The sequence below is a fragment of the Rhodophyticola porphyridii genome (assembly GCF_003688285.1).
GTDB lineage: Bacteria > Pseudomonadota > Alphaproteobacteria > Rhodobacterales > Rhodobacteraceae > Rhodophyticola > Rhodophyticola porphyridii.
This window is the reverse complement of record NZ_RCNT01000005.1, coordinates 121,875-144,436: the sequence shown is the minus strand read 5'-3', so window position 1 is coordinate 144,436 and position 22,562 is coordinate 121,875. Positions and strand designations below refer to the sequence as shown.

Here is a 22,562-nt window from a genome sequence, read left to right as displayed (position 1 = left end):
CGCGCCGCGGGGTCAAGGGACCGGGCAGGGACGGTGCGTGATAGCGGATGAGGAGCGGAATGGGCAGAGGTGTGGTGACCGGGATGCTGCTGGGGGTGCTGTTCGCGGCGCTGTTTCTGGCGATATTGTCACTCAGCGCCCCGCTTCCGAACCGTTCCGGCGGTGTGAACGAGGCGCAGTCCGCGCCTTCGGGCACATCGGGTCCGGAAGAAACTGCCGGGACGCAGACCGCCCCCGCACCGGTCGCGCCCGGGACCGGACAGCCCGTGAGCGAACCGCCCGCCGGCACTGCGCCCGCCGATCCCGTGCCCACGTCCACCGATCCCGCCCCGGTGGAGGACGCGCCCGCGGATCAACCGGCCGCGTCCGTAGATACCGCAACCCGTACCGGCCCCGCTGACAATGTGCCCCTGCCCGCAGGGTCCGAGTTCAACCGCCCGCCGCCCGAACAGGCCGCGACAGTGCCCGCGCCCGACAGCGCGCCGGTGTCCGCGCCGCCACAAGGCAGCCCGGCTCCCGCGCCAGATACGCTGGCGGCTTCACCGGTGCCCGATACGGCGCCCGCGCCGCGCCCCGCAGGAACGGCCGCGCTGGCTCTGCCCCAGGTGGAGAGCCCGATGCCCGACACGTCCACGCCCGAGGTGAGCGATACAAGCGCCGATCCCCTTGCGCCGCCGCCGGAATTACAGCCCGCCCCTCTGGGCCTGCCGCAGATCGAGACCGATCCCGGTACGCCCGCGACCATGCCCGCCCCGGCCCCGGACCTGCCGGAGGGGCCCGCGACCGACACCCCCGCCGCCGGGGAGGAGACCGCGCGCGCCGCGCCTGCGCCTACCGTCGCACCGGCGCCGCCCGCATCGTTCCGCCCTGCACTGCCGCGGGTCGGCGACGCGATCGATGCTCCGGGACCGCAGGCGACCGAAACGGCGGCGGGCGTGCCCGTGCCCGATCCATCCGAGGGGGAAGATCCGCGCCCCGCGATCGAGGCCTATGCCGCGCCTTTCGACCCGTCGGAAACCCGCCCCGTGATGGCGGTGATCCTGATCGATGACCCGGCCTTCGGTCTCGACAGGTCGGTGCTGCTCGATTTTCCCTTTCCCGTCAGCTTTGCCGTCGACCCGACCGCCCCTGGCGCCGCCGAGACCGCTGCGGCCTATCGCGCCGCCGGGTTCGAGGTGCTGATCCTTGCCGAGATGCTGCCCGATGGCGCGTCGCCTTCGGATGTGGAGACGGCGCTGGCCGGTGCGCTGGACGTGTTGCCCGAAACCGTGGCACTGCTCGATACCGACCAGAACCGCGTGCAGGGCGATCGTCCGGTGCTCGATGCGGTCGTTGCCGCGCTGGCCGATACCGGTCATGGGCTCGTTGCCTATCCGCGCGGTCTGAATGCCGCCGAGCAAAGTGCCGTCCGGGCAGGGGTGCCCGCCGCCACACTCTTCCGCGAGATCGACAGCGAGCGGGAGCGTGCCACGGTCATCACCCGCTATCTGGACCGCGCTGCCTTCGCCGCCGGACAGGAGGGGAGCGTCATCGTCGTCGGTCATACCTATTCCGACACGGTGACGGCGCTGTTTTCCTGGGCTCTTGGCGACCGGTCGGAGAGCGTGGCGATGGCGCCCGTGTCGGCCGTGCTGACGCGCTAGCGCTACGCGGGGGCCCCGAAGGGCGCGGGTCCGATCTCAGCCGTTGCCGCGCGATGTGAACATCGCCGCATCCTCCGCCGCCTTGCGGATGGCGCGGGCCTTGTTCACGGTCTCTTCGAACTCGGCCTCTGGATCGCTGTCATAGACCACGCCGCCGCCGGCCTGAATGTAGAGCTTTTCATCCTTCACCACGGCGGTGCGCAGGGCGATACACATATCCATGTCGCCGCCGGCGGAGAAATAGCCGACACCGCCGCCGTAGATGCCGCGTTTTTCCGGCTCAAGCTCGTCGATGATCTCCATCGCGCGTACCTTGGGCGCGCCGGACACCGTGCCCGCGGGCAGACCGGCCAGCAGCGCCGAGAGCGCATCATGCTCCTCCGACAGCTCGCCCACCACGTTGGAGACGATATGCATCACGTGGCTGTAGCGTTCGACGATGAACTCCTCGGTCGGGCGCACCGTGCCAATCCTCGAGACGCGGGCGGTGTCGTTCCGGCCCAGATCCAGCAGCATCAGATGCTCGGCCAGTTCCTTCTGGTCGGCCAGCAGATCGGCTTCCAGCGCCTTGTCCTCCTCGGGCGTGGCACCGCGCTTGCGCGTGCCGGCGATCGGCCGGATCGTGACCTCGCCGCCGAAAACCCGCACGAGGATCTCGGGGCTGGCGCCCACCACCTGAAACGGCCCGAAATTGAAGAAGAACATGAAGGGGGAGGGGTTGGTCCGCCGGAGCGCGCGGTAGAGCGCGAAGGGCGGTTCCGGAAACTCCTGGGTCCAGCGCTGCGACGGGACGACCTGAAAGATGTCACCCGCACGGATATAGTCCTTGGCCCTTGTGACCGCGGCCAGATAATCGGCCTTCGTGAAATTCGAAACGGGCTCCGCCATCGGCGCCGTCGCGCCCATTTCGCGGGTTGCGCCCAGGGGCGCGCGCTCCAGATCGCGCAGCGCGTCGGAAACCCGCTCGGCAGCCTGCGCATAGGCCGCGCGCGCCGACAGGCCGCCCGAAACCCAGGCCGGCGACACCACCGTCACCTCGCCCTTCACCCCGTCCAGAACGGCAATGACCGACGGGCGCATCAGCACCGCATCGGGCAGGCCCAGAGGGTCGGGGTTCACATCCGGCAGATGCTCCACCAGCCGGATCATGTCATAGCCCAGATATCCGAACAGGCCCGCGGCGGCGGCGGGCAGATCGCCCGGCATGTCGATGGCGCTTTCGGCCAGCAGTGCGCGCAGCGCATCGAGCGGCGGCACGTCGCAGGGGGCGAATGCATCGCGGTCGTAGCGGGCAGTGCGGTTGATCCGCGCGCAGTCACCCCGGCACTCCCAGATCAGATCGGGTTTCAACCCGATGATCGAATAGCGCCCGCGCACCTCTCCTCCGGTCACGGATTCCAGGATGAAGCTGTCGCGGCCAGCATCGGCCAGCTTCATCATCACCGAAACCGGCGTGTCCAGATCCGCGGCCAGACGGGCGTGCACAAGCTGATTGCGCCCCGCCGCCCAGCCTTCGGCGAACGTGTCATATGTCGGGATCAGCGCCATGCCTCAGGGGAACTGAGCATGCACGGCATTGATGACCGACGGGCTCAGCGAAATGCCCACATCCGCCTCCAGCGCCTGACCGAAGCTCTCGAACACATCCTGCGCGATCGATTGGCGGACCTGCTCTGAAACCAGCGCCAGCAGCGCCTCGGCTCCGGGGCTGCCACGGGTGCCGGAGTTGATCTCGTCCAGCCGCGCGATCACCGCAAAATCCGCGCCCGGGATCACGGCGGTATCGCCCGGGCTGTCAAGCTGGAAGATCTGCGAGACCAGCGTGGGCGGCATGTCCGGTATGAAATCCTGACGCCGGATCTGCACCTCCTGGGTCACCGCCGGCCCCAGGTCCTCAAGCGCGGTGCCGCGCGTCAGCCGTCCAACCAGCTCCTGCGCATGTGCGGCCAGCTGTTCGCGCCGATGCCGGGCCAGCCAGCTTTCGGCCACCTCATCGCGGATCTCGTCCAGCGGCGGCAGGGCCGGGGGGATCACCTCGTCCAGACGGATCGCGAAAAGCCCGCCATCGGATAGCTCCAGCAATTCCGGAAAATCGCCCTCCCGCGCTGCGGCTGCGGCCTCGCGAAAGGCGTCGTAGCCCGCGATCCCCTCGTCGGAACCGGGGGACCACTCGATCGTGCCCAACTCCATCAGCGTATCGCCGGCCAGTTCCTCAAGGGTTGCGCCGCCGGCCAGCAGGTCGTCCACATCGCCCCGGATATCGTCGATCGCCCGGCGCGCGGCCTCCGCGGCCAGTTCGGCGCTCAGATCCTCCTCGGCCTCCTCGAAGGGCACCTGCGTGGCATCCAGCACCGCGTTCACCCGGAAAATCGCCGGACCGAAGGCGCTTTCCACCGGCCCGATGATCTCCTGTTCCTCGGTTCCGAACACGGCCTCGGCGGCGGCCCCGCTCAGGTCCGGGGCGGCCACTTCGCCCATATCCACGTCTTCCAGCGTCAGACCCCGCGCCGCGACCAGATCGTCATAGCTCGCCTCGCCGGCATCCAGCGAGGCGCGCGCCGCCTCGGCCTCTTCCAGAGACGGATAGACCAACCGCTCCAGCAGCCGCCGCTCGGGCTGATTATACAGCTCCGCGCGTTCCTCATACAGATCGCGCAGCGCCTGCTCGTCGATCTCCATGTCATCCATGATCATGCTCGGCCGGACCCAGGCATAGGTGACCGCGCGCATCTCGGGCCGCATGAACTGCGCCTCGTTGGCGGCGTATTCGGCCTGCAGATCGTCCTCGCTCGGCGCGGCCAGCCCGGTGGGCAGCTGCGCCTCGGTCACGCGCAGCACCGAAAAGTCGCGCGTTTCGGTCTGGTAGGCCGTCAGGGTCTCGGCGAAGAGCTCTGGCGCCTGAACTCCGCCCACGACCGCGATCTGCAACAGCGAGCGGGCCACGTCCTCGCGCACATTTTGCTCGAACTCCGCCGGGGTCAGCCCGGTTTCGCGCAGGGCGAACTCATAGGCTGCCCGGTCGAACCCACCCTCGGGCGTGGCGAACCCACTGGTTTCCCGGATTTGCCGCGCAACCTCCAGATCGCCGATCGAAAGGCCCATCTCGCGGGTTTCGTTGGCCAGCGCCGCACGCGCGATCAACCCGTCCAGCACGGCCCGGTCCAGCCCCTGCGCCGTCAACTGGTTCAGGTTCACCGGCCGCCCGGTCTGGGCCACCTGTGCGCTTATCTCCCGCTGGAGCGCGCGCGCGTAGTCATTGGCGGTGATACGGGCGGAGCCGACGCTGCCCACCTGGCTGGCGGAACCGCTGAAACTGGTGATCCCGAAGCCGGTCAGGGCAATCATAAGAAGGCCCAGAATGATCCAGACGAAGATGTTGGAGGCTTTCTTGGCGGTACCTTTGACCATCGCGGATCATCCCCTCCCATGGGCGTTGTTTGGCTTGATCTACGCGCTGCGGGGCAGGGGGGCAAGAGGTGGCTAGAGCGTAACGCCGGCCAAACGGTCCACCACCTGCGCCAGCCCCTCCGCATCGGCATTGGCAAAGGCGATCCTCAGGCTCGCCTCTGCCTGACCGTCGCCGCCTTCGGCGCGGGTCGGCCCGAACATCGTGCCGGGCAGCACCAGAATGCCCGCCTTGCCGACCAGCGCCTGCGCTACCGCGTCCGAGGGAAGGTCGAAAGGGTGGCGCGCATAGGCGAAATAGGCGCCGCAGCCCATCAACTGCCAGCCCGGCAACCGCTGGAAGCCCGCGATCAGCGCGTCACGGCGGCGCAGGATCTCCATCCGTTCGCCGGCCAGCCAGCCCCCCAGATTGCGCATTCCCCAAAGCGCGCCGATCTGGCCGATCTGTGGCGGGCAAATCGCGACGGTGTCGAGAAACTTCTCCACCTCCACCAGCCGCGCGGGTGAGGCCATCACCGCGCCCACACGGTGTCCGGTCAGCCGGTAGGCCTTCGAGAAGGAGTAGAGATGGATCAGCGTCTCGTCCCAGTCGGGATCGGCGAAGAGGTCATGGGGCGCGCCAGTCTGCGAATGAAAGTCGCGATAGGTCTCATCCAGGATCAGGGCCAGCCCGTGCCGTTTCGCCAGATCGCGGAATGCACGCAGGACGGGGGCGGGGTATTCGACCCCGCCGGGGTTGTTCGGGCTGACCAGAATGATCGCGCGGGTCCGCGCGCAGACGAGGGCCGCCGCCGCTTCGGGGTCGGGGATCAGGTCATCGCCGGTGGCCAGCAGCCTGGCCTCGACCCCTTCCATGTCCAGCCACATCTTGTGGTTGAAATACCAGGGCGTCGGCAGGATCACCGCATCGCCCGCGCCCGCGATGGTGGAAAGCGTCGCGGTGAACGCCTGATTACAGCCCGCGGTCACCGCGACCTGATCGGGCCGGATCGTCCCGCCATAGGCCGTGCTCCACTGGCCAGCCAGTTCGGCGCGCAGCTCGGGCAGGCCCAGAACCGGGCCGTAAAGATGGCTCTCCGGCCGGTTCAGCAACGCCTCGGCCATCGCTTCGCGAAGCGGTTCCGGCGGCGGCGAGACGGGAGCGGCCTGGCTCAGATTGATCAGCGGGCGATCCTCGGGGAAGCTCACGCCATCGATCCAGCGCCGCGCTTCCATCACCGGAGGGGCGATTGTCCTTGCGTATCGCGGGTTTATCGGTGTCCCAACCATTGCGTCCCTATCCCCAGATCATGGCCTTGCCTGTCAGGGCGGCTCCGATGGCGCAGCGGCCCCCTTCAGGGGCCATCACACGCGTCTGCCGGCCCGAGGCTGCAATCACGCCGGCGGCCTGTCGCTGTTGCGCGCCGTGGCGCATGGAACCCGTCCGCCCGGTCGCTTCAGAACGGTATTTCGTCATCCAGATCGCTGGCGCCGCCAAATCCGCCCGCGGGCGCGCCGCGATCGTCCGGCGGGCCGCCGCGATCGTCGCCGTACCCGCCACCGCCGCCACCCCCGCCGGAGCCGCCGTCGCGCCCGTCAAGAAACGTCATCTCGCCGGCATAGGGCCGCAGCACCACTTCGGTGGAGTACCGGTCCTGCCCGGATTGATCCTGCCATTTGCGGGTTTCCAGCTTGCCTTCGATATAGACCTTCGACCCTTTGCGAAGATACTGCTCGGCCAGCCGCGCAAGATTTTCGTTGAAGATCGCCACCGAATGCCATTCGGTCCGCTCGCGCCGTTCGCCGGTGGTGCGGTCCTTCCAGGTTTCCGAGGTGGCGATGCGAAGGTTGCAGACCTTGCCGCCATTCTGGAAGCTGCGCACTTCCGGGTCGCGGCCAAGGTTGCCTATCAGGATCACTTTGTTGACGGAACCGGCCATATCACCTCCTGGAAAATCGTCGCACGAATCTGCATCTGATCCAGAGTTAGACCATCCGAATTTGGTGAATGGAAGGTGAATTGCCCGGCGCGGGCACGCCGGTACTGGAAATGGCGGCGGGTTTCCGTATTATGCGCGCGTGGGTTCGGGGCGATACGGGGGATCGGATAGCCATGGGGGACAGAGGATTTGCCGCGCGTCTCGCGCTGATCGGCGGGGCGATGTGCCTTGTGGCCGGCACTGCGCTGGCCGATACCCAACGCGACCGGTTCAGCGCCGCAACGCGGCTTCTGGACAACCGCGCCGCCACCCAATATGCGGCCTCGGTCCGGCTAACCCCCAATTACATCGAAAGTGCCAGCAGCGCCTCCACCGTCGTGCCCCGCTGGACCGGCAGCTATCGCGGCCCCTATCTCGATCTGGCCCGGGCCGCCGCGCGGCGGCACGGAATTCCCGAAGACCTGTTTCTGCGGCTGGTCAGTCAGGAAAGCAACTGGAACCCCAATGCGGTCAGCCATGCGGGTGCCATAGGTCTGGCGCAGTTGATGCCCGGCACGGCGCGCATTCTGGGCGTCAACCCGCGCGATCCGTCGCAAAACCTCGATGGCGGCGCGCGGTACCTGGCGGAGCAATACCGCACATTCGGGTCCTGGCGGCTTGCGCTGGCGGCCTATAACGCGGGCCCCGAAGCCGTGACCCGGCACAATGGCGTACCGCCGTTCCGCGAAACGCGGAACTACGTGCGGGTGATCCTGGGCAGTAGCTGAGCCCGCCGCGCAAACCGCGCCTGTCCGTCGGTCTCGCCGTCACCCAATCCCCCGAATGACCGCATCAAACCCGCACCCCGGTCGCCGCACCGGAGGGTCCTGTCAGATCGCGTTCAGCGCCTGCAGGCCCGCGCGCAGCCTCTCGGCCTCCGGCGTGCCCGCCTCAAGCGCAAAGACATAGGCCTGCGTCAGATAGAAGGCGCGGGCCGTGCGCTCCGCCGCCATGTCCGACGCCTTGGCATAAAGCGCGATCAGCGCCGTCCGGTCGTCCCTGGCATGGGCTGCCAGAAGGGCGCGGTCCAGATCGTCGCGCGTCATGCCTGCCGGGCGGCGATCCGGCCCGCAACCCAGGCGTGGAACAGATGCGTAGGGCCATCCATCGCCGGTGAAAACCGCCCGCCATCGAACCCCGGCGCGGCGCGCCCGGCCTGCATGCCCTCGACCACGAAGATGTCCTCTTCGAAGACGGCGCGCCACTGCTCGGCATTCCGCGCGCGCAGGGCCGGGTCGGTGTCGGGGCGCGCATAGTAGATATTCACATGCTCCCGGGTCCGCATATGGTCGACCGGTTCCAGAACGATCGAATAGGCATGATCGCGGTGAACCCCGAACAGCACATTGGGAAAAAGGGAGATGTATTCCGCGCCCGTGTCCCATTTCGGCGACAGCCCCTCGAAATCGGGGAAGGTCCGCCCCGCCTCATCGGTCAGTTGCCGGTAGACATGGGTGCCCTGACCGGAAAACCGGCCCGGCGCCTCGATATGATAGTGATCCTCCAGCCGGGAATAGCTGTTCAGGCCCGGATGAACCCAGGGCAGGTGATAGCTCTCGCAGTAATTCTCCACCGCCAGCTTCCAGTTCGTCGCCACATCCAGCGTGAAGCGGCTGTCCTCGCCGCCATGGTGAAGCGGTCTGTCGAACTCCGCCCACCGGGCGATGACGTCGCCATGACCCTCGGCGAAGCCGGGTGCGTCGCCCGACAGGTTCACGAAAACCACATCGCGCCAGACATGGCTGCGGACCTCGATCAGCCCAAGCGAGGCGCGGTCGATCCCCGCGTGGGTGTTCTGGCCGGGGCCGCCCACATGGGGCGTGGCCACCAGCCGCCCATCTTTGGCATAGCACCAGGAATGATAGGGGCAGCGGATCGCGCCCTCGATCCGGCGCGGCGCCGAGACGAGGATCATGCCGCGATGGCGGCAGATGTTCTGGAACACGCGAACCTGCCCTGCCTCGTCCCGCAGCAACAGAAGCGGCTGGCCCAGAAAGCTGATCGGCACGGCATCGCCCGGCGCGGGCACATCCGCGCCTACCGCCAGCCCGGCCCAGGTATCCGCCAGCACGGCGCGGGTTTCCTCGGCAATGGTTGCGGGGTCCGTGTAATGGGCGTTCGGCAGGCCACGGGCCCGTTCGATCGGGGCCTGGACGTCTTCCAGCCCGGTGATCCGCATATCGTCGGCCATGTGCAGTGACCCCCTCGGCGTGTCATTCTCACCGCGACAGGCTGGCGCGGCGGGGCGGGGGCCGTCTTCTTCACCGGCGACATGGGCGATGTCGCGAACAAACCGCGGAGCGCGCGGGCATGGGTGTCATGACGGGGCAGGGTCCGGACGGGGATTTCGGCGCGCTTCCGGCCACGCCCACCCGTCTCAGCCCTGATCGAGAAGTGCGGAAACCGGGGTGTCGGGGCTCAGCCCCATCTTTTCGCAGAGCGCGGCGCGCCCGCGTGCCAGCCGCGAGGTGACGGTCCCGATGGGCAGTCCCGTGGCCGCCGCGATCTCCGCATAGCTTTGGCCTTCAAGCGCGCGCAGGCGCAGCAGATGGGCCTGATCGGCGGGCAGCGCGTCTATTGCCGCCAGCGTTTCGGCGCAGGCAAGACGGGCGGGCGCCTCCGGCGGGCTGGCGGGCTCGGTCGTCAGTTCGGCCCAGGGCAGGCTTCGCGCGCGCGCCCGGTTGCGCAACGCGGTGAAGGCATAGGCGCGCAGATCCTCAATCTCCCCGCCCTCGGGATCGGCCATCCGGGTCCAGACCCGCAGGAGCGTGTCCTGCACCAGATCGTCGGCATCCTCCCATGTCCGGCTCAGGCGTCGTCCGACCCGCCGCAGATCGGGAAGGAGCGCCTCCAGCTTGCGGGCGGTATCGGTGGGCATCACCCGCGGGACAGGGCCGTTGGATGGGACGGGGCCGTTGGATGGGGCGCCGACGCCGTCAGGGCGGGTCGCCGCGACATCCAGCGGTGCATGGCGCGGGCGCGGCGGGCCGCCTGGCCGGGCCTGAGGGTCGGGCGGTGCACCGTCGGACGGGGGGCGGGGCTGGGGCATGGACGCTCTCGGGACGGGTTTGAGATGTGGCATGGGCCTCACCCTTAGGCACGCGCGGAGCTTGTGCAATCGGGGGTGCGCATTGGCCCGACCATCTCGGCGGCGGCTGGCCCAAAGCGGCGGCGGATCGGCAAAGGACCGCGCGGGCTCATTTGCATCGGCGGCGGCTTGCTGGGTCCGGTGGCGCGGTTTCAGCGGTGCCCTGCCGAGATCCGGCGGGCGGTGCGATAGGGGGATTAAACTCTCGCTAACCTTGTCTTGTTAACCACGGGTGCCGGTTCGGACCGGTTCTCGAAACCCAACTGTTCTCAAAGGAGACGACACGGATGACCTTTCCCCAAATCAAACAGGCCACGGGCCGCCGTACTTTTGCTCTCTGGCTCGGCGCTCTGGCGCTTGTCATGGGTCTCGTTGCCGCAAGCTATGCGATGGGCCAAGGCTCGTCGCTGGATACCGATGGCGACGGGCTGGTCTCGTATACCGAGCTGTTGATGGCCATGCCCGACATGACCGAGACCGATTTCGCCACGCTGGACGCCGATGAAAGCGGCGCGCTGGACGCGGATGAGCTGAATGCGGCGCAAGAGGCCGGCATCATTCCCGCAGGTTAACGCGGGGGACGTGTGTACCTGCGCCCCGTAATCCCCGATCCACCGGGGCAGGGTGCATGCGGGAACCGGCGCGGCTGTTTATGCCTCGGCTGCGCCGGTTCTGACCACAGGGCGGTTCCGACCAAAGGGACCGTCACGATCACGGCCCGGGCCGGTCGTGCCTCGGGCCGAAAATGTAACTTCGGCCTCGGCAGGCGAACCGGTGCCGCTCAGATCCCGCGCGCGATTGCCGCCACGCCCGTCCGGGCCAGGCGCACATCGCCAAGCGGGCGCATCAGTTCGCAGAAGGCGTCGATCTTGTCCGGCGTGCCGGTGATCTCGAAAACGAAGCTTTCCAGCGTCGAATCCACCACATTGGCCCGGAAGATCTCGGCAATCCGCAAGGCCTCCACCCGGGCCTCGCCCTTCCCCATCACCTTGATCAGCGCCAGTTCACGGCTGACGAAGGCGCCCTCGACCGACAGGTCCGAGACCTCGTGAACGGGAACCATACGTTCCAGCTGCATCTTGATCTGCTGGATCACCTGCGGCGTGCCGCTGGTCACGATGGTGATGCGGCTGCGATGGCCTTCATGGTCCACCTCGGCCACGGTCAGGCTGTCGATATTGTAGCCACGGCCCGAGAACAGGCCGATAACGCGCGCCAGAACGCCGGCCTCGTTGGTGACCAGAACGGCCAGCGTATGGGTCTCGATCTCGTCGGACATATGGCTGCGAAGGTCATAGGCGGAATGGCTGCTGGCGCCTTGTTCGATTTTCAGCGGGGACATGTTCGGGCTTTCATCTTTGGGGGTCCTTGTGGGCGCGCGGCCCAAAGGGGCCGGCTATCTTGCGGGGCGGTCACATCATCAGGGTGCCGCAGGCCCGTTCGGGCGGTTGGTCGGGAAACTCGGTCCGCAGCGCCGCGACCGAAACGGGCCGGCTGAAGGGCAGAGCGAACGGAGGCAGGCCGGAGGCGAGATTGTAGGGATCGCCGTCGCGCACGCCGTCTTGCGGCACATCCGAGATCAGCATCTCCCAATCGAAGCAGAATTCCGAGCCCGGATCGTCCGCGCCGAACGAGCCAGGTCGATAGACATAGCAGACCTCTCCGATATCGGGCGTGATCTCCGTGACCTCCCAGATACCCAGGACCAGAACCTCGTTGCCGCTATGCCAGAGATAGGCGGAGCCGTCGGGCGCGGTGTATTCGATCTGGTTGCCAAGCTCGGGGCTGAAGTAATGCACCGTGCGTCCGCAGATCAGCGCGAGGATCGAGGCCGCATCCTGCGCGCTGGCGGGAAGGGCGGTCAGAGTGGCCGCCAAAATCCCGGCAAGGCGGGTGCGGTGGCGCATCTGCCGCGTCGCACGGGCAGGGTCACCGGCGCTCATGACAGGTTGGCGCTGCAGCTCGTGCTGCGCGCGTCATCGGGAAAATCCATGCTGAGCGAGGCGATATCGAGCGGCGGCTGCGCGGCAAGAACATAGGGCGGGGTGCCGCTGCGCAGGTTGTAAGGGTCGCCGTCGCGCAGGCCGTCCCTGAGAAAGGTGCCCAGAAACCAGTCGCCCGAAAAGCAGAACTCCTCCCCGTCGTAGCCCGGGCGGAGCGCGTCTTGCGCATATTGGAAACAGATTTGCGCTCCGCCCTCCTGCGTCTCGCCGATGCGCCAGGTGCCCTCGATGACCGCCGCGCTGCCCGGTTGCCAGAAATAGCTGTCGCCGTTGGCCGCAAGAAACTCGATCTGGTTTCCGACACCGTAATAGACATGGACGGTCCGGTCGCAGAGAAGCTCATGCAGGCTGCCGGGCGTGTCGGCCCGCGCGCCGGCTCCGGCAAGGCCCATGCCCAAGAGCGACGCCACCAGCGCGGCGCTGCATATGGCCGCTCGGGATGTCACACCAGAACGCCCCCCTCGGCGCCGATCACGCCCTGGGTCTCCGCCTCGCCCAGAAGCATTTCGTTATGGGCCTTGCCCGACGGGATCATCGGGAAGCAGTTCTCGTGCTTCTCGACCAGGCAATCGAAGATCACCGGCCCGTCATAGGCCAGCATCTCCATGATCGCGTCATCCAGATCGGCGGGATCCTTGCAGATGATCCCCTTGGCGCCGAATGCCTCGGCCAGCTTTACGAAATCGGGCAGCGCCTCCGACCAGCTGTGGCTGTAGCGCTCGCCATGCAGCAGCTCCTGCCACTGGCGCACCATGCCGAGGCGTTCGTTGTTGAGGATGAACTGTTTCACCGGCAGGCGATACTGCACCGCGGTGCCCATCTCCTGCATGTTCATCAGCCACGACGCCTCTCCGGCAACATTGATGACCAGCGCGTCGGGATGGGCGACCTGCACCCCGATGGAGGCGGGGAAGCCGTAACCCATCGTGCCGAGACCGCCCGAGGTCATCCAGCGGTTCGGCCCCTCGAACCCGAGATATTGCGCGGCCCACATCTGGTGCTGGCCCACCTCGGTGCAGATATACCGGTCGTGATCCTTGGTCAGCGCCTCAAGCCGTTCCAGCGCGTATTGCGGTTTGATCGTCTTGGCGTCGGGCTTGTAGGACAGGCAATCGGTCTTGCGCCACGTCTCGATCTTATCCCACCACTTGGCCAGCGCGGCGGAATTGGTCTTGCGCCCGCGCGCCTTCCAGATCCGCAGCATGTCTTCCAGCACATGGGCCACGTCGCCGATGATCGGGAAATCGGCATGGATCACCTTGTTGATCGAGGAGGGGTCGATGTCCACATGGGCCTTGCGCGATCCGGGGCTGAAATCGGCGATGCGCCCGGTGATCCGGTCGTCGAACCGCGCTCCGATATTGATCATCAGGTCGCAGCCATGCATCGCCAGATTGGCCTCGTAGAGCCCGTGCATGCCGAGCATCCCCAGCCAGTTCTTGCCCGAGGCCGGGTAGCTGCCCAGACCCATCAGGGTCGAGGTGATGGGAAACCCGGTCGCCTCCACCAGTTCGCGCAGCAGGGTGCTGGCCTGCGGGCCCGAGTTGATCACCCCGCCGCCGGTGTAGAAAACCGGCCGCTCGGCCGTTTCCATCGCCTCGACCAGCGCGGTGATGATCTGCGTGTCGCCCTTCACGCGCGGCTGGTAGTGGTGCAGCCTGACCTGACGCTTGTCGGTATAGGTTCCGGTCGCGAACTGCACATCCTTGGGAATATCCACCAGAACGGGGCCGGGGCGGCCTGCGGTGGCGATATGGAAGGCCTCGTGGATCGTGCCCGAAAGCGCCTCGGTCTCCTTGACCAGCCAGTTCATCTTGGTGCAGGGCCGGGTGATGCCCACCGTGTCGGCCTCCTGAAACGCGTCCGAGCCGATCATGAAGGTCGGCACCTGACCGGTCAGAACCACGATCGGGATCGAATCCATCAGGGCGTCGGTCAGCCCGGTCACCGCATTCGTCGCCCCGGGGCCGGAGGTCACCAGAACTACGCCCGGCCGCCCGGTGGCGCGCGCATAGCCCTCCGCCGCATGCACCGCGCCCTGTTCATGGCGGACGAGGATGTGGCGTATCTCGTTCTGCTGGAACACCTCGTCATAGATCGGAAGCACCGCGCCGCCCGGATAGCCGAAAATCGTATCGACGCCCTGATCCTTCAAAGCCTCGACCACCATCTGTGCGCCGGTCATCTGACGTGTCATCTTGCCCTTGTCCTTTACCGTCTGTGTGGCGTGTCCGCCGACACTCTCGCATAAAAAAGCCCCCGATCCGGCGGGGGCGCATGGGAAACCGATATGGCTGTCGTCACCGACCCATGCGCGTGTTTCCTACAAGTACGAGAATGCCGGCCATGTGACCCTCTGAGTTATCGTCTGCGCGGGACATTAGGATCGGGTGCCAGAGGCGTCAACAGGCAATTCCGATAATAAACTGTCCCAGGCGCGATTTTTTGCGCAAGAATGCTGCGTGTACGGTCTCGTCCCCGCAATGCGGCCCCCGAAGCCGGCATATCGGGCGTGATCCGGGGCAGGCCACGGCGCTGGTGGCGCCATCGGGGTAAGGGGTCCGGAGCAATCCCGCCTGACGGTGGCCCGGATGTGCGGCGCCCCGGCCTCGGTGACAGGCTGGTGATCTTCCCGCGAATGGGTCGCGTCCGGGTCGGTCCGGGCGGCGACAGACCCCGAGTCACGATCGATCCCGGTGCGAATTCCTTGCACTCAAAGCTAATTTTTCGGGCATCCGCGGGAGTTAGCGATAACGTCATGCAACCTCAGGTAGAAAATCCGCCCAAAAGCCGATTTTGGTAAAAAAATTTGACAAAAAACCGTGTTTCGAGTTGAAAACTGTTTTCTGCGACCCACGGCTTCGCTAACGTGTGGTCACCATGAACCAATAATCCGCTATCCGAGGGGGATAGCGGCAATTCCGAATGGGGAGGATACCATATGGATCGTCGTTCTTTCTTGAGAACGTCTGCACTTGGTGGCGCGGCAGCGGCATCGACAACGCTGGCCGCACCGGCATATGCGCAGGGCAACCGGACACTGACCATGGTCACGTCCGTGCCGGATGGCTTCGCCATCTTCGACGATGCGGCACAGCTGGCCATCGACTACATCACCGCGATGACCGATGGCGCGCTGAGCTTCAACAAGATGCCCGCGGGCAGCCTCGTCGGCGCGTTCGAAGTGTTCGACGCCGTGTCTTCGGGCCAGGCGGATGTCTACCATTCCGCGGAATACTACTTCCTGAACCAGCATCCGGCTTTCGCCTTCTTCACCTCCGTGCCCTTCGGCATGACGGCGCAGGAAATGGCCAACTGGTATTATCGCCGTGGCGGTCAGGATCTGCATGACAACCTGTCGTCGCTGTTCAACCTCAAGCCGATCATGTGCGGCATGACCGCGATGCAGCCCGGCGGCTGGTACAACATCGAGATCACCTCGGCGGAAGACCTGCAGGGTCTGCGGTTCCGGATGCCGGGCCAGGGCGGTCAGGTTCTCGGTCGCCTCGGCGCGTCGGTGCAGAACATTCCCGGCGGGGAGATCTATCAGGCGCTGGCAAGCGGCCAGATCGACGGTGCCGAGTGGATCGGCCCATATGCGGACGAGCGGATGGGCTTCCAGGAGGTCACCAACACCTACTATGCCGCCGGTTTCCACGAGCCGGGCTCGGCGCTGGCACTGGGCTTCAACCTCGACGTCTGGAACGAGCTGAGCGAACAGCACAAGGCGATCGTCAACGTCGCCGCGCAGGCCGCGCACGCGCAGAACACGGCGCTTTCGCTGGCCGAAAACGGTGCAGCCCTTGCCCGTCTGCAGGCCGGTGGCGTGCAGGTGCGTCAGTTCCCCGACGATGTCTGGGATGCGTTCGGTCGTGCCTCCGCCGAGGTCCGCGAAGAGAACATGGGCGATCCGCTCTATGCGGAAATCGCCAACAGCTACTTCGCGTCGATGGAAGAATCGGCCGGCTGGTACGAGATCGCGGACGGCGAGTACATGCGTCAGCGTAACCGGGTCAACGCCGCAGGTTAATCCGCCTCAGGTGGAACCATGATGGCCCCGCCCGACCCGTAATCCAGGCGGGCGGGGCCAGCTTCGAGACATGCCATGATCGTCGCGTCCGCAATCCGGCCGCGTTCGGGGGGACAACCGTATGATCGACTTTATCGTCTGGGTGCTGCAGAATATCGCGCTGGCCCCGTACCATCTGTTCCTTGCGATCACGAACCCCGGCGACTGGCTGAACTGGTCCAATCCCGAAGCGGTGATGCGCTTCATCTATTACGGGGCCTCGGTCGAATTCTTCTTCGTGGTCATGACCGCCTTCGCCGTGATCAGCGCGCTCGGCATGGCCTGGAAGCGCGAAATTCTCTGGACCTGCGTGCGCGTGCTGGAGGCCTTTGCGAACGGCGTCGGCCGGTTCGCGGCCTGGGCCGGTCTGCTGATGGTCCTCCAGCAGGTCATGATCGTGTTCCTGCAGCGCATTTTCCGGGTCGCGGAAATCCAGCTCGGCCCGCTCGGCACCGCGTTTTCGCAAGATCTCAGCTGGTGGGGCGAGGAGCTGAAGCTCTATAACGCCATCGTCGTCTGCCTGTGCGTGTCCTACACCTTCGTGCAGGGCAGCCATGTGCGCGTCGATCTGGTCTATTCCGCCGTCAGTCACCGCACGCGGCGCGTGATCGACATGTTCGGCAGCCTGTTCTTCATGATCCCGGCGATCACGATCACCTATCTCTACGCCTGGTTCTTCATGTGGCGCCATCTGATGACACCCACGGTGACGGCCACCAGCGATCTCGACCGGATGCTGATGCAGGCCCGCATCTTCCGCTGGAATGTCGAGACGATCGGTTTCAGCCCGAACGGCTTCAATGCGTATTTCCTGTTCAAGATCCTGATCGTGGCCTTTTGCGTCATGGTGTTCCTGCAGGCCATCGCATTTTTCTGGCGCTCCTACCTCGAATGGATCGAAGGCGAGGACAGCGCGGGCAAATACGCCGATTATGACACCACCGGTGACGAGGCCGAAGACCTCGAACACGCGATTCACTCGGGCTCGACCTGATCCGTAACGACGACGCCAAAGACGCGCGCAGCAAAGGGACATAAGCACATGCTTTTCGGATTGGATGGAGTCGAGATCGGACTGATCATCGTCTTCCTGACACTCTTCGCAGGGATCATGACAGGCTTTCCGGTGGCCTTCGCCATCGGCGGGGCCGGGGTCATCTCCTTCGCGATCATCGCTGCGCTCGACAGTGCGGGGCTTCTGATCCACCAGGCCATCGACACAAGCTCGGCCGAATACTCTGCGCTGGTGGCCGAGGGGGTGGCGCGGGACGCCATATCGGTCTTCCGATACCCCGAATTGCCCCGGATCGAAGAGGCCCTGTTCCCCGGCGGTTGGGAACAGGCGATGGACCGGAACATTTCCTTCATAGTCAACCGGATGAACGAGCGGGTGATCGCGGGCCAGAGCATCGAAACCCTGCTGGCGGTTCTGATGTTCGTGATGATGGGCATCACGCTGGAACGCTCCAAGATCGCCGAAGACCTGCTCACCACCATGGCCCGCGTCTTCGGCCCGCTGCCCGGCGGCCTTGCCGTGTCCATCGTGATTGTGGGCGCCTTCCTCGCCGCCTCCACCGGGATCGTCGGCGCCACCGTGGTGACAATGGGCCTGCTGGCTCTGCCGACGATGCTGCGCAACAACTATTCGCCCGAACTTGCCACCGGCGTCATCGCGGCCTCGGGCACGTTGGGCCAGATCATCCCGCCCTCCATCGTCATCGTTCTTCTGGGCACGCTCGTGGGCGACCTCTATGCGACGGGTCAGGAAACCCGCGCGCAGCTTGCGGGCTGCTCCGACGCGCTGACCTTCCTGGGCGAACCGGCCGTTCTGTCGGTGGGCACCCTGTTCCAGGCGGCGCTTTTGCCGGGTCTGTTCCTCGCCTTCCTCTACGGCGCCTATGCCTTCGGCTTCGCATTGGTCAAACCGTCCGCGGCACCGCCGGTGGTGATCGAAGGCGGCAGCAACAGCGAACCGGTCACCCGCAACGAGGCGCTGACCTGGTATCTGGCGGCGCCGGTCGCGCTGATCGTCGCGATGGTTCTTGCCGGGTCCGCCGGCCTTGTGGGCAGCCAGACGATCTTCGTCTCGGACTATGCCGAGCGTGAGGCCGGCCCCGCCCTGCGGACCAACGTCTCCGAACAGTGCCAGGCCGCGATGATCGACCTGCACGGGCAGGAGGCCTGGGACGAGGCGGTCGCGCAACGCGCCGCTCAGGCCGAAGCCGGGACCAATACAGAAACGGCTGTCGAACTTACAGAGGAAGAACTGATCGCGGCGCGCGCCGATGTGCTGGCCAATGCTGCGCCCATCGGCACCGGGGTCGCGGTCCTGTTTACGCTGCTCGCTCTGGTGCTGATCATCGCGCGCGGTGTATCGCCCTCCGGCGATCCGATGCCGCTGATCATCGGCGGGGGTGGCATCGTGCTGGCGCTGCTGGCCGATATCCTGCTGATCGGGCCGCTGACCGGACCGGGCGCCACCTTCATGATCCTGGCAATTCCCACGCTGCTCACGCTTTACGGCTGCCGTGTCGCGATGATGCGACTTTCCAAGAACGAGCTGTTGCGCGTCGTCTTCCCGCCGCTGGTCCTGATCGTGGCGGTTCTGGGCTCCATTCTGGGCGGGATCACCAACCCGACGCCGGCCGCAGCGCTCGGCGCGGCGGGTGCCATCATGCTCGCGGCCTATCGCAAGCTGAAGGAGGAGAACGGCAAATCCAAGATCGTGATCTGGGCCAGCTTCGCCCTTGTGATCATGATCATCGTGGGCGTGAACTTCGACCTGCGGATCACGCGCGAAAGCGTGCCCTTTGCCGATTGGGTGGCCTATATCGTGGCCCAGGGCGCCTATCACTTCGCCTTCTTCGGCCTGCTGTTCAGTTGTTGGGTGCTGTTCCGGACCAGTGTTCTGGGCCCCGTGGTGCGGGAAACGGCCAAGGTCACCTCAATGGTCTTCACCATCCTGATCGGCTCGCAGCTTCTGAACCTCGTGCTGATCTCTTTCGGGGGGGAGCACTACATCCAGCAGTTCCTGCGCGCCTTCGACAACGAGATGGTGGTGTTCCTGCTGGTGATGCTGATCCTGTTCATCCTGGGCTTCGTGCTGGATTTCCTGGAGATCATCTACATCGTGATCCCGATCGTGGGGCCGGTCATCTATGGTGGCACGCTCGATCCGAAATGGGTGACGATCATGATCGCGGTGAACCTCCAGACCTCGTTCCTGACGCCACCTTTCGGCTTCGCGCTCTTCTACCTGCGCGGCGTGGCGCCGAAATCGGTGACAACGGGGCATATCTACCGCGGTGTCATTCCGTTCGTGGGGATCCAGGTGATCGGGTTGGCGCTGCTCTGGCTGTTCCCGGGGATCGTGACGATCGTGCCGGACCTGCTGCCCTGATCCGAGATCGGCATCAAGGCGGCACCGGGCCGGACGTGGGGAGGCGTCCGGCCCGTTTGGTTTCGGGGTCTCGCCAGGATGCCAGACAGGCAGGGGATACAGGCCAGACGCGCCCGCCTCGCAAGATCGCTTTGCCCAAGATGACAAGGGTGCGTCAGCCCGTGCGCTGAAGCAAATCCCACAGATTGCCGAACGGATCGCGCCATTGCGCGACGGTGCCATAGGGTTCCTGCCGCGGCGCTTCGAGGAACGTGCCGCCGGCGGCGGTGATCCGGGCCGCGTCGCGCCCGAAATCATCGGTTTCGAGGAAAAACGCCACCCGGTCGCCGGTCTGCGCGCCGACGGTCCGGGTCTGAAGCGGTGTCATCGCCTCGGAGAGGAGCAGCGCGGCACCGCCCTCCGGGTCAGGGGAAACGGTCACCCATCGCTTGCGTCCCTGATCCTCGTCCGCAGTGCAGGTCCAGCCGAGGCCGCTCACGAAAAACGCGAGGCCCGTGTCGTAATCCGGCACCAACAGGGTGATCGTGGCAAGGCGCGGCACGTTTCAATCGTCGGCGCGCAGGTCGGGCAGGCTGATCTGCGCCACCTGCTGCGCGATGGGATCGACGGAGAGCGGATGGGTCTTGTTGGAGTACTTCGCCGGGTCGCCCAGATCCTGCCACGCACCATCGAGATAGATCTCCAGGGCGGAGAAGTTCGCCTTGTAGCCCATCTTGCTGCTGCCTGGCACCCAATAGCCCAGATAGACATGGGGCAGGCCCGCCTCGCGCGCGATTTCCAGATGGTCGAGGATCACATAGGTGCCAAGAGACTGGGCGGGCAGGTCCGGCCGGAAGAAGCTGTAGACAAGGCTCAGCCCGTCATCCAGCACATCCGTGAGGCACACCGCCGTCAGTTCGTCGGTCGTGCTGTCGCGATACTCCACGACGCGGGACCGCACCGGTGTCTCCTCGATCATCGCGGCGAACTCGAACACATCCATATCCGCCATTCCGCCATCGGCGTGGCGGCTGTCGAGATAGCGGCGGAAGAGGGCATATTGCTCCTCGGTCGCCCATGGCGACCGCGCGGTGCGGGTCAGATGGGCGTTGCGGCGGATCGACCGGCGCTGGCTTTTCGAGGGTTCGAAATCCGCCACCCGGATCCGTGCCGACAGACAGGCCGAGCAATCCGCGCAGGACGGTCGGTAAAGCACGTTCTGCGACCGGCGAAAGCCCTGCTTGGACAAGGCATCGTTCAACTTGCCCGCATGTTCCCCCTGCAACGCCGTGAACAGTTTCCGCTCCCGCCGGCCATCCAGATAGGGGCAGGCCTGCGGCGCTGTCACATAAAACTGTGTGGCAATCGGAAGGGTGTGGCGCATATCCAGGGCTGAGTTGTCCGCGTGTTACGCCAAAGCCTGCACCAGTCGCCCGGTTGGGGGCAACTGGTTTTTGTTTCGTTAACGATGATGCGGTCAGCGGGGGCGGTTGATGGCGGCCGATCCGATCAGCATGTCATGCAGGCCCTGGTGTTTGTCCCCGATCACGATCAGCACCAGAGAGATCAGTTGCGGCAACGCAAAGGCGGAACAGGTCAGGTAGGCCAGCGTGTGGATCGTCGCCTCGCCGCCTGAAAGCCTTTCGCCGGTGGGGCCGCGCAGCTGAAGGTTCATGATCCGCATGCCGAGCGTGGCGGAGCCGCCGGCGATGGTTATCGTGCGATAGAGGAAACTCACGGTGAGATAGACCAGCGGCCAGAACCAGAACAGGGCCGTCAGCGTCAGTATGCCGAGGGTCACCGTGATCAGTGTGATCAGTGCCACGTCGATCACCCAGGCGAAAAACCGTTTCGTTGGCACGCCCTCGTAGAAGACGGACTGGTAATGCGGGTCGGGCAGGCGGGAAGGGGGGGAGGCAAATGACATGGAACTGGACATGGGGGATCATGAACCTTTTGCAAGATGAATGATGTCGCGGCCCCGGAGCCGGGAGGGCTCTGACCGGCCCGGGACCGCGCTGCGCTCAGCCGGAGTGGGGGACGAGAGCTGCGGCCGGGCGACTCTGTTCATGGCCTCGCGACATTGCGCGATCATCCATGAACCTGTCGAATTCGAACGTGTCCTTGGCGGCGCGCAGCCGCGACAGGAAACCCTCGAATTCCGCCTGCTCCTTTTCAAGCCGGTTGAGGAGCTGGTCGCGATAGGAGTCGAAACTCTGGTTGCCGCTCGATCTCGGTGCGCTGTGCTCCACCTCCGGGCGGAGCAGATCGACCGCGTCGTCAACGCTCATGCGGCCGCCCAGTGTGGGGATGCGGCCCCATTGCCAGGCGAAGAGAACGGCCAGAAAAACCCCGATCAGGCCGAACAGCGCCATCGCCACGATCGAAACCGAAATCGCGAAACCGCCATAGAGGAGGATCGAGAGGATCTGCACCGGCACCGGGACGCGCTGGCTCGGCACTGCAGATGATGAAGAGGCTCCACTGTTGGTGGTCATGATGTCTTTCCTTCAGAATGCGCGGCCAATATCCGCAATAAAGGATCGCCGGGCCCGATTTCGGCGGGCCCGGCCTTTCAGGTCAATCGTCGGACTCGTCGGCCGTTGCCGGCTTCTTGCGGTCATTCATGAACTGGTCGAACTCGGCCTTGTCCTTGGCGTCCCGCAGACGTTGCAGGAATTCCTCGAACGCGGTCTGCTCCTCCTCCAGCCGGCGCAGTGTGTCGGCCTTGTAGCTGTCGAACGCCGTGTTGCCCGAGCTGCGGAACTTGTGGCTGCCCACATGGGCGAGACGGCGGGATTTGCAGGAACCGTTGAACATGCGTTTGCTCCAGATCATATAGAACAGAAGGGCCAGCCCGATGGGCCAGAAGAAGATGAAGCCAAGGATCATGGCAGCGATCCAGGCACCTTTGCCTTTGCTGTCAAGCCAGGCCTCGGAACGCGAAAACCAGCCTTGGGCGGTTTCGACGTGGGCGGCTGTTGTGGACATTTGCTGTGCTCCTTTATTCAGGCTTG

22 protein-coding genes are annotated in these 22,562 nt (G+C 65.6%); 6 read left to right on the top strand and 16 right to left on the bottom strand.

Annotated features, from left to right (window positions below):
• The first annotated feature begins 59 nt into the window (after positions 1 to 59).
• Positions 60 to 1,643, top strand: a complete 1,584-nt coding sequence (locus D9R08_RS11120; RefSeq protein ID WP_121898121.1) for a divergent polysaccharide deacetylase family protein — start codon at positions 60 to 62, stop codon at positions 1,641 to 1,643.
• Positions 1,644 to 1,679: 36 nt separating this feature from the next.
• On the opposite strand, the gene trpE is transcribed toward D9R08_RS11120, so the two are convergent.
• From trpE to ssb, 4 genes are all read right to left on the bottom strand, one after another.
• On the bottom strand, positions 1,680 to 3,191 hold the full coding sequence (trpE, locus tag D9R08_RS11115) for an anthranilate synthase component I (protein WP_121898120.1): 1,512 nt from the start codon (positions 3,189 to 3,191) through the stop codon (positions 1,680 to 1,682).
• 3 nt (positions 3,192 to 3,194) lie between these two features.
• Entirely contained in the window at positions 3,195 to 5,051 is a 1,857-nt protein-coding gene (locus tag D9R08_RS11110) for a peptidylprolyl isomerase (RefSeq protein WP_121898119.1), read from the bottom strand.
• A gap of 72 nt (positions 5,052 to 5,123) precedes the next feature.
• Complete coding sequence (locus D9R08_RS11105; protein ID WP_121898118.1) at positions 5,124 to 6,317, bottom strand: aminotransferase; 1,194 nt, start codon at positions 6,315 to 6,317, stop codon at positions 5,124 to 5,126.
• A 167-nt stretch (positions 6,318 to 6,484) separates the two neighbouring features.
• Positions 6,485 to 6,967 (bottom strand): single-stranded DNA-binding protein, encoded by a 483-nt coding sequence (ssb, locus tag D9R08_RS11100; protein WP_121898117.1) that lies wholly within the window; start codon positions 6,965 to 6,967, stop codon positions 6,485 to 6,487.
• 221 nt (positions 6,968 to 7,188) lie between these two features.
• Here ssb and D9R08_RS11095 point away from each other — a divergent pair, with 221 nt between their 5' ends.
• A complete protein-coding gene (locus D9R08_RS11095) occupies positions 7,189 to 7,734 on the top strand; it encodes a lytic transglycosylase domain-containing protein (RefSeq protein ID WP_233557432.1) in 546 nt (181 codons plus the stop codon).
• Positions 7,735 to 7,836: 102 nt separating this feature from the next.
• Here the strand turns inward: D9R08_RS11095 and D9R08_RS11090 are convergent, their stop codons facing one another.
• The 3 genes from D9R08_RS11090 to D9R08_RS11080 form a co-directional block, all read right to left on the bottom strand.
• Positions 7,837 to 8,052, bottom strand: coding sequence for a hypothetical protein (locus tag D9R08_RS11090; protein ID WP_121898116.1), 216 nt, complete (start codon positions 8,050 to 8,052; stop codon positions 7,837 to 7,839).
• The gene (locus D9R08_RS11085) at positions 8,049 to 9,197 is read right to left on the bottom strand and encodes an aromatic ring-hydroxylating oxygenase subunit alpha (RefSeq protein WP_233557421.1); all 1,149 of its coding nucleotides are present in this window, start codon (positions 9,195 to 9,197) and stop codon (positions 8,049 to 8,051) included. The genes D9R08_RS11090 and D9R08_RS11085 overlap by 4 nt, the downstream gene beginning before the upstream one ends.
• Before the next feature lie 186 nt (positions 9,198 to 9,383).
• The gene (locus D9R08_RS11080; protein ID WP_158598985.1) at positions 9,384 to 10,055 is read right to left on the bottom strand and encodes an RNA polymerase sigma factor; all 672 of its coding nucleotides are present in this window, start codon (positions 10,053 to 10,055) and stop codon (positions 9,384 to 9,386) included.
• Positions 10,056 to 10,381: 326 nt separating this feature from the next.
• On the opposite strand from D9R08_RS11080, the gene D9R08_RS11075 reads away from it, so the two are divergent.
• The gene (locus tag D9R08_RS11075) at positions 10,382 to 10,666 is read left to right on the top strand and encodes an EF-hand domain-containing protein (RefSeq protein WP_121898303.1); all 285 of its coding nucleotides are present in this window, start codon (positions 10,382 to 10,384) and stop codon (positions 10,664 to 10,666) included.
• 209 nt (positions 10,667 to 10,875) lie between these two features.
• On the opposite strand, the gene ilvN is transcribed toward D9R08_RS11075, so the two are convergent.
• The 4 genes from ilvN to D9R08_RS11055 all read right to left on the bottom strand — a co-directional run bounded on the left by ilvN (position 10,876) and on the right by D9R08_RS11055 (position 14,294).
• The gene (ilvN, locus tag D9R08_RS11070) at positions 10,876 to 11,436 is read right to left on the bottom strand and encodes an acetolactate synthase small subunit (RefSeq protein WP_121898114.1); all 561 of its coding nucleotides are present in this window, start codon (positions 11,434 to 11,436) and stop codon (positions 10,876 to 10,878) included.
• 70 nt (positions 11,437 to 11,506) lie between these two features.
• A complete protein-coding gene (locus tag D9R08_RS11065) occupies positions 11,507 to 12,037 on the bottom strand; it encodes a hypothetical protein (protein ID WP_121898113.1) in 531 nt (176 codons plus the stop codon).
• Complete coding sequence (locus D9R08_RS11060) at positions 12,034 to 12,543, bottom strand: hypothetical protein (RefSeq protein WP_147450664.1); 510 nt, start codon at positions 12,541 to 12,543, stop codon at positions 12,034 to 12,036. Before D9R08_RS11060 ends, D9R08_RS11065 begins: the two co-directional genes overlap by 4 nt.
• Positions 12,540 to 14,294, bottom strand: a complete 1,755-nt coding sequence (locus tag D9R08_RS11055) for an acetolactate synthase 3 large subunit (protein WP_121898111.1) — start codon at positions 14,292 to 14,294, stop codon at positions 12,540 to 12,542. Before D9R08_RS11055 ends, D9R08_RS11060 begins: the two co-directional genes overlap by 4 nt.
• 744 nt (positions 14,295 to 15,038) lie before the next feature.
• Between D9R08_RS11055 and D9R08_RS11050 the strand changes: the two genes are divergently transcribed.
• The 3 genes from D9R08_RS11050 to D9R08_RS11040 all read left to right on the top strand — a co-directional run bounded on the left by D9R08_RS11050 (position 15,039) and on the right by D9R08_RS11040 (position 19,566).
• Positions 15,039 to 16,127: a TRAP transporter substrate-binding protein gene (locus tag D9R08_RS11050; RefSeq protein ID WP_121898110.1), complete on the top strand. Its 1,089-nt coding sequence runs from the start codon at positions 15,039 to 15,041 to the stop codon at positions 16,125 to 16,127.
• A gap of 121 nt (positions 16,128 to 16,248) precedes the next feature.
• Positions 16,249 to 17,160, top strand: a complete 912-nt coding sequence (locus D9R08_RS11045) for a TRAP transporter small permease subunit (protein WP_121898109.1) — start codon at positions 16,249 to 16,251, stop codon at positions 17,158 to 17,160.
• 48 nt (positions 17,161 to 17,208) lie between these two features.
• Positions 17,209 to 19,566, top strand: coding sequence for a TRAP transporter large permease (locus tag D9R08_RS11040; protein ID WP_121898108.1), 2,358 nt, complete (start codon positions 17,209 to 17,211; stop codon positions 19,564 to 19,566).
• 154 nt (positions 19,567 to 19,720) lie between these two features.
• On the opposite strand, the gene D9R08_RS11035 is transcribed toward D9R08_RS11040, so the two are convergent.
• The 5 genes from D9R08_RS11035 to D9R08_RS11015 all read right to left on the bottom strand — a co-directional run bounded on the left by D9R08_RS11035 (position 19,721) and on the right by D9R08_RS11015 (position 22,536).
• Positions 19,721 to 20,107: a VOC family protein gene (locus D9R08_RS11035; RefSeq protein ID WP_121898107.1), complete on the bottom strand. Its 387-nt coding sequence runs from the start codon at positions 20,105 to 20,107 to the stop codon at positions 19,721 to 19,723.
• Between the two features lie 3 nt (positions 20,108 to 20,110).
• Positions 20,111 to 20,929 carry an arginyltransferase gene (locus D9R08_RS11030; protein ID WP_121898106.1) on the bottom strand — a complete coding sequence of 273 codons (819 nt, stop codon included), beginning with the start codon at positions 20,927 to 20,929 and terminating at the stop codon, positions 20,111 to 20,113.
• A 93-nt stretch (positions 20,930 to 21,022) separates the two neighbouring features.
• Positions 21,023 to 21,472 (bottom strand): RDD family protein, encoded by a 450-nt coding sequence (locus D9R08_RS11025; RefSeq protein ID WP_158598983.1) that lies wholly within the window; start codon positions 21,470 to 21,472, stop codon positions 21,023 to 21,025.
• Positions 21,473 to 21,569: 97 nt separating this feature from the next.
• Positions 21,570 to 22,043 carry a DUF2852 domain-containing protein gene (locus D9R08_RS11020; protein WP_233557420.1) on the bottom strand — a complete coding sequence of 158 codons (474 nt, stop codon included), beginning with the start codon at positions 22,041 to 22,043 and terminating at the stop codon, positions 21,570 to 21,572.
• 82 nt (positions 22,044 to 22,125) lie between these two features.
• Positions 22,126 to 22,536, bottom strand: coding sequence for a DUF2852 domain-containing protein (locus D9R08_RS11015; RefSeq protein ID WP_121898104.1), 411 nt, complete (start codon positions 22,534 to 22,536; stop codon positions 22,126 to 22,128).
• Between the last annotated feature and the right edge of the window lie 26 nt (positions 22,537 to 22,562).

Excerpts from the sequence above, each read along its gene's own strand:
- D9R08_RS11120 (WP_121898121.1), top strand. The coding sequence starts at position 60 with ATGGGCAGAGGTGTGGTGACCGGGATGCTGCTGGGGGTGCTGTTCGCG.
- trpE (WP_121898120.1), bottom strand. The coding sequence starts at position 3,191 with ATGGCGCTGATCCCGACATATGACACGTTCGCCGAAGGCTGGGCGGCG.
- D9R08_RS11110 (WP_121898119.1), bottom strand. The coding sequence starts at position 5,051 with ATGGTCAAAGGTACCGCCAAGAAAGCCTCCAACATCTTCGTCTGGATC.
- D9R08_RS11105 (WP_121898118.1), bottom strand. The coding sequence starts at position 6,317 with ATGGTTGGGACACCGATAAACCCGCGATACGCAAGGACAATCGCCCCT.
- ssb (WP_121898117.1), bottom strand. The coding sequence starts at position 6,967 with ATGGCCGGTTCCGTCAACAAAGTGATCCTGATAGGCAACCTTGGCCGC.
- D9R08_RS11095 (WP_233557432.1), top strand. The coding sequence starts at position 7,189 with ATGTGCCTTGTGGCCGGCACTGCGCTGGCCGATACCCAACGCGACCGG.
- D9R08_RS11090 (WP_121898116.1), bottom strand. The coding sequence starts at position 8,052 with ATGACGCGCGACGATCTGGACCGCGCCCTTCTGGCAGCCCATGCCAGG.
- D9R08_RS11085 (WP_233557421.1), bottom strand. The coding sequence starts at position 9,197 with ATGGCCGACGATATGCGGATCACCGGGCTGGAAGACGTCCAGGCCCCG.
- D9R08_RS11080 (WP_158598985.1), bottom strand. The coding sequence starts at position 10,055 with ATGCCCCAGCCCCGCCCCCCGTCCGACGGTGCACCGCCCGACCCTCAG.
- D9R08_RS11075 (WP_121898303.1), top strand. The coding sequence starts at position 10,382 with ATGACCTTTCCCCAAATCAAACAGGCCACGGGCCGCCGTACTTTTGCT.
- ilvN (WP_121898114.1), bottom strand. The coding sequence starts at position 11,436 with ATGTCCCCGCTGAAAATCGAACAAGGCGCCAGCAGCCATTCCGCCTAT.
- D9R08_RS11065 (WP_121898113.1), bottom strand. The coding sequence starts at position 12,037 with ATGAGCGCCGGTGACCCTGCCCGTGCGACGCGGCAGATGCGCCACCGC.
- D9R08_RS11055 (WP_121898111.1), bottom strand. The coding sequence starts at position 14,294 with ATGACACGTCAGATGACCGGCGCACAGATGGTGGTCGAGGCTTTGAAG.
- D9R08_RS11050 (WP_121898110.1), top strand. The coding sequence starts at position 15,039 with ATGGATCGTCGTTCTTTCTTGAGAACGTCTGCACTTGGTGGCGCGGCA.
- D9R08_RS11045 (WP_121898109.1), top strand. The coding sequence starts at position 16,249 with ATGATCGACTTTATCGTCTGGGTGCTGCAGAATATCGCGCTGGCCCCG.
- D9R08_RS11040 (WP_121898108.1), top strand. The coding sequence starts at position 17,209 with ATGCTTTTCGGATTGGATGGAGTCGAGATCGGACTGATCATCGTCTTC.
- D9R08_RS11030 (WP_121898106.1), bottom strand. The coding sequence starts at position 20,929 with ATGCGCCACACCCTTCCGATTGCCACACAGTTTTATGTGACAGCGCCG.
- D9R08_RS11025 (WP_158598983.1), bottom strand. The coding sequence starts at position 21,472 with ATGTCATTTGCCTCCCCCCCTTCCCGCCTGCCCGACCCGCATTACCAG.
- D9R08_RS11020 (WP_233557420.1), bottom strand. The coding sequence starts at position 22,043 with ATGACCACCAACAGTGGAGCCTCTTCATCATCTGCAGTGCCGAGCCAG.
- D9R08_RS11015 (WP_121898104.1), bottom strand. The coding sequence starts at position 22,536 with ATGTCCACAACAGCCGCCCACGTCGAAACCGCCCAAGGCTGGTTTTCG.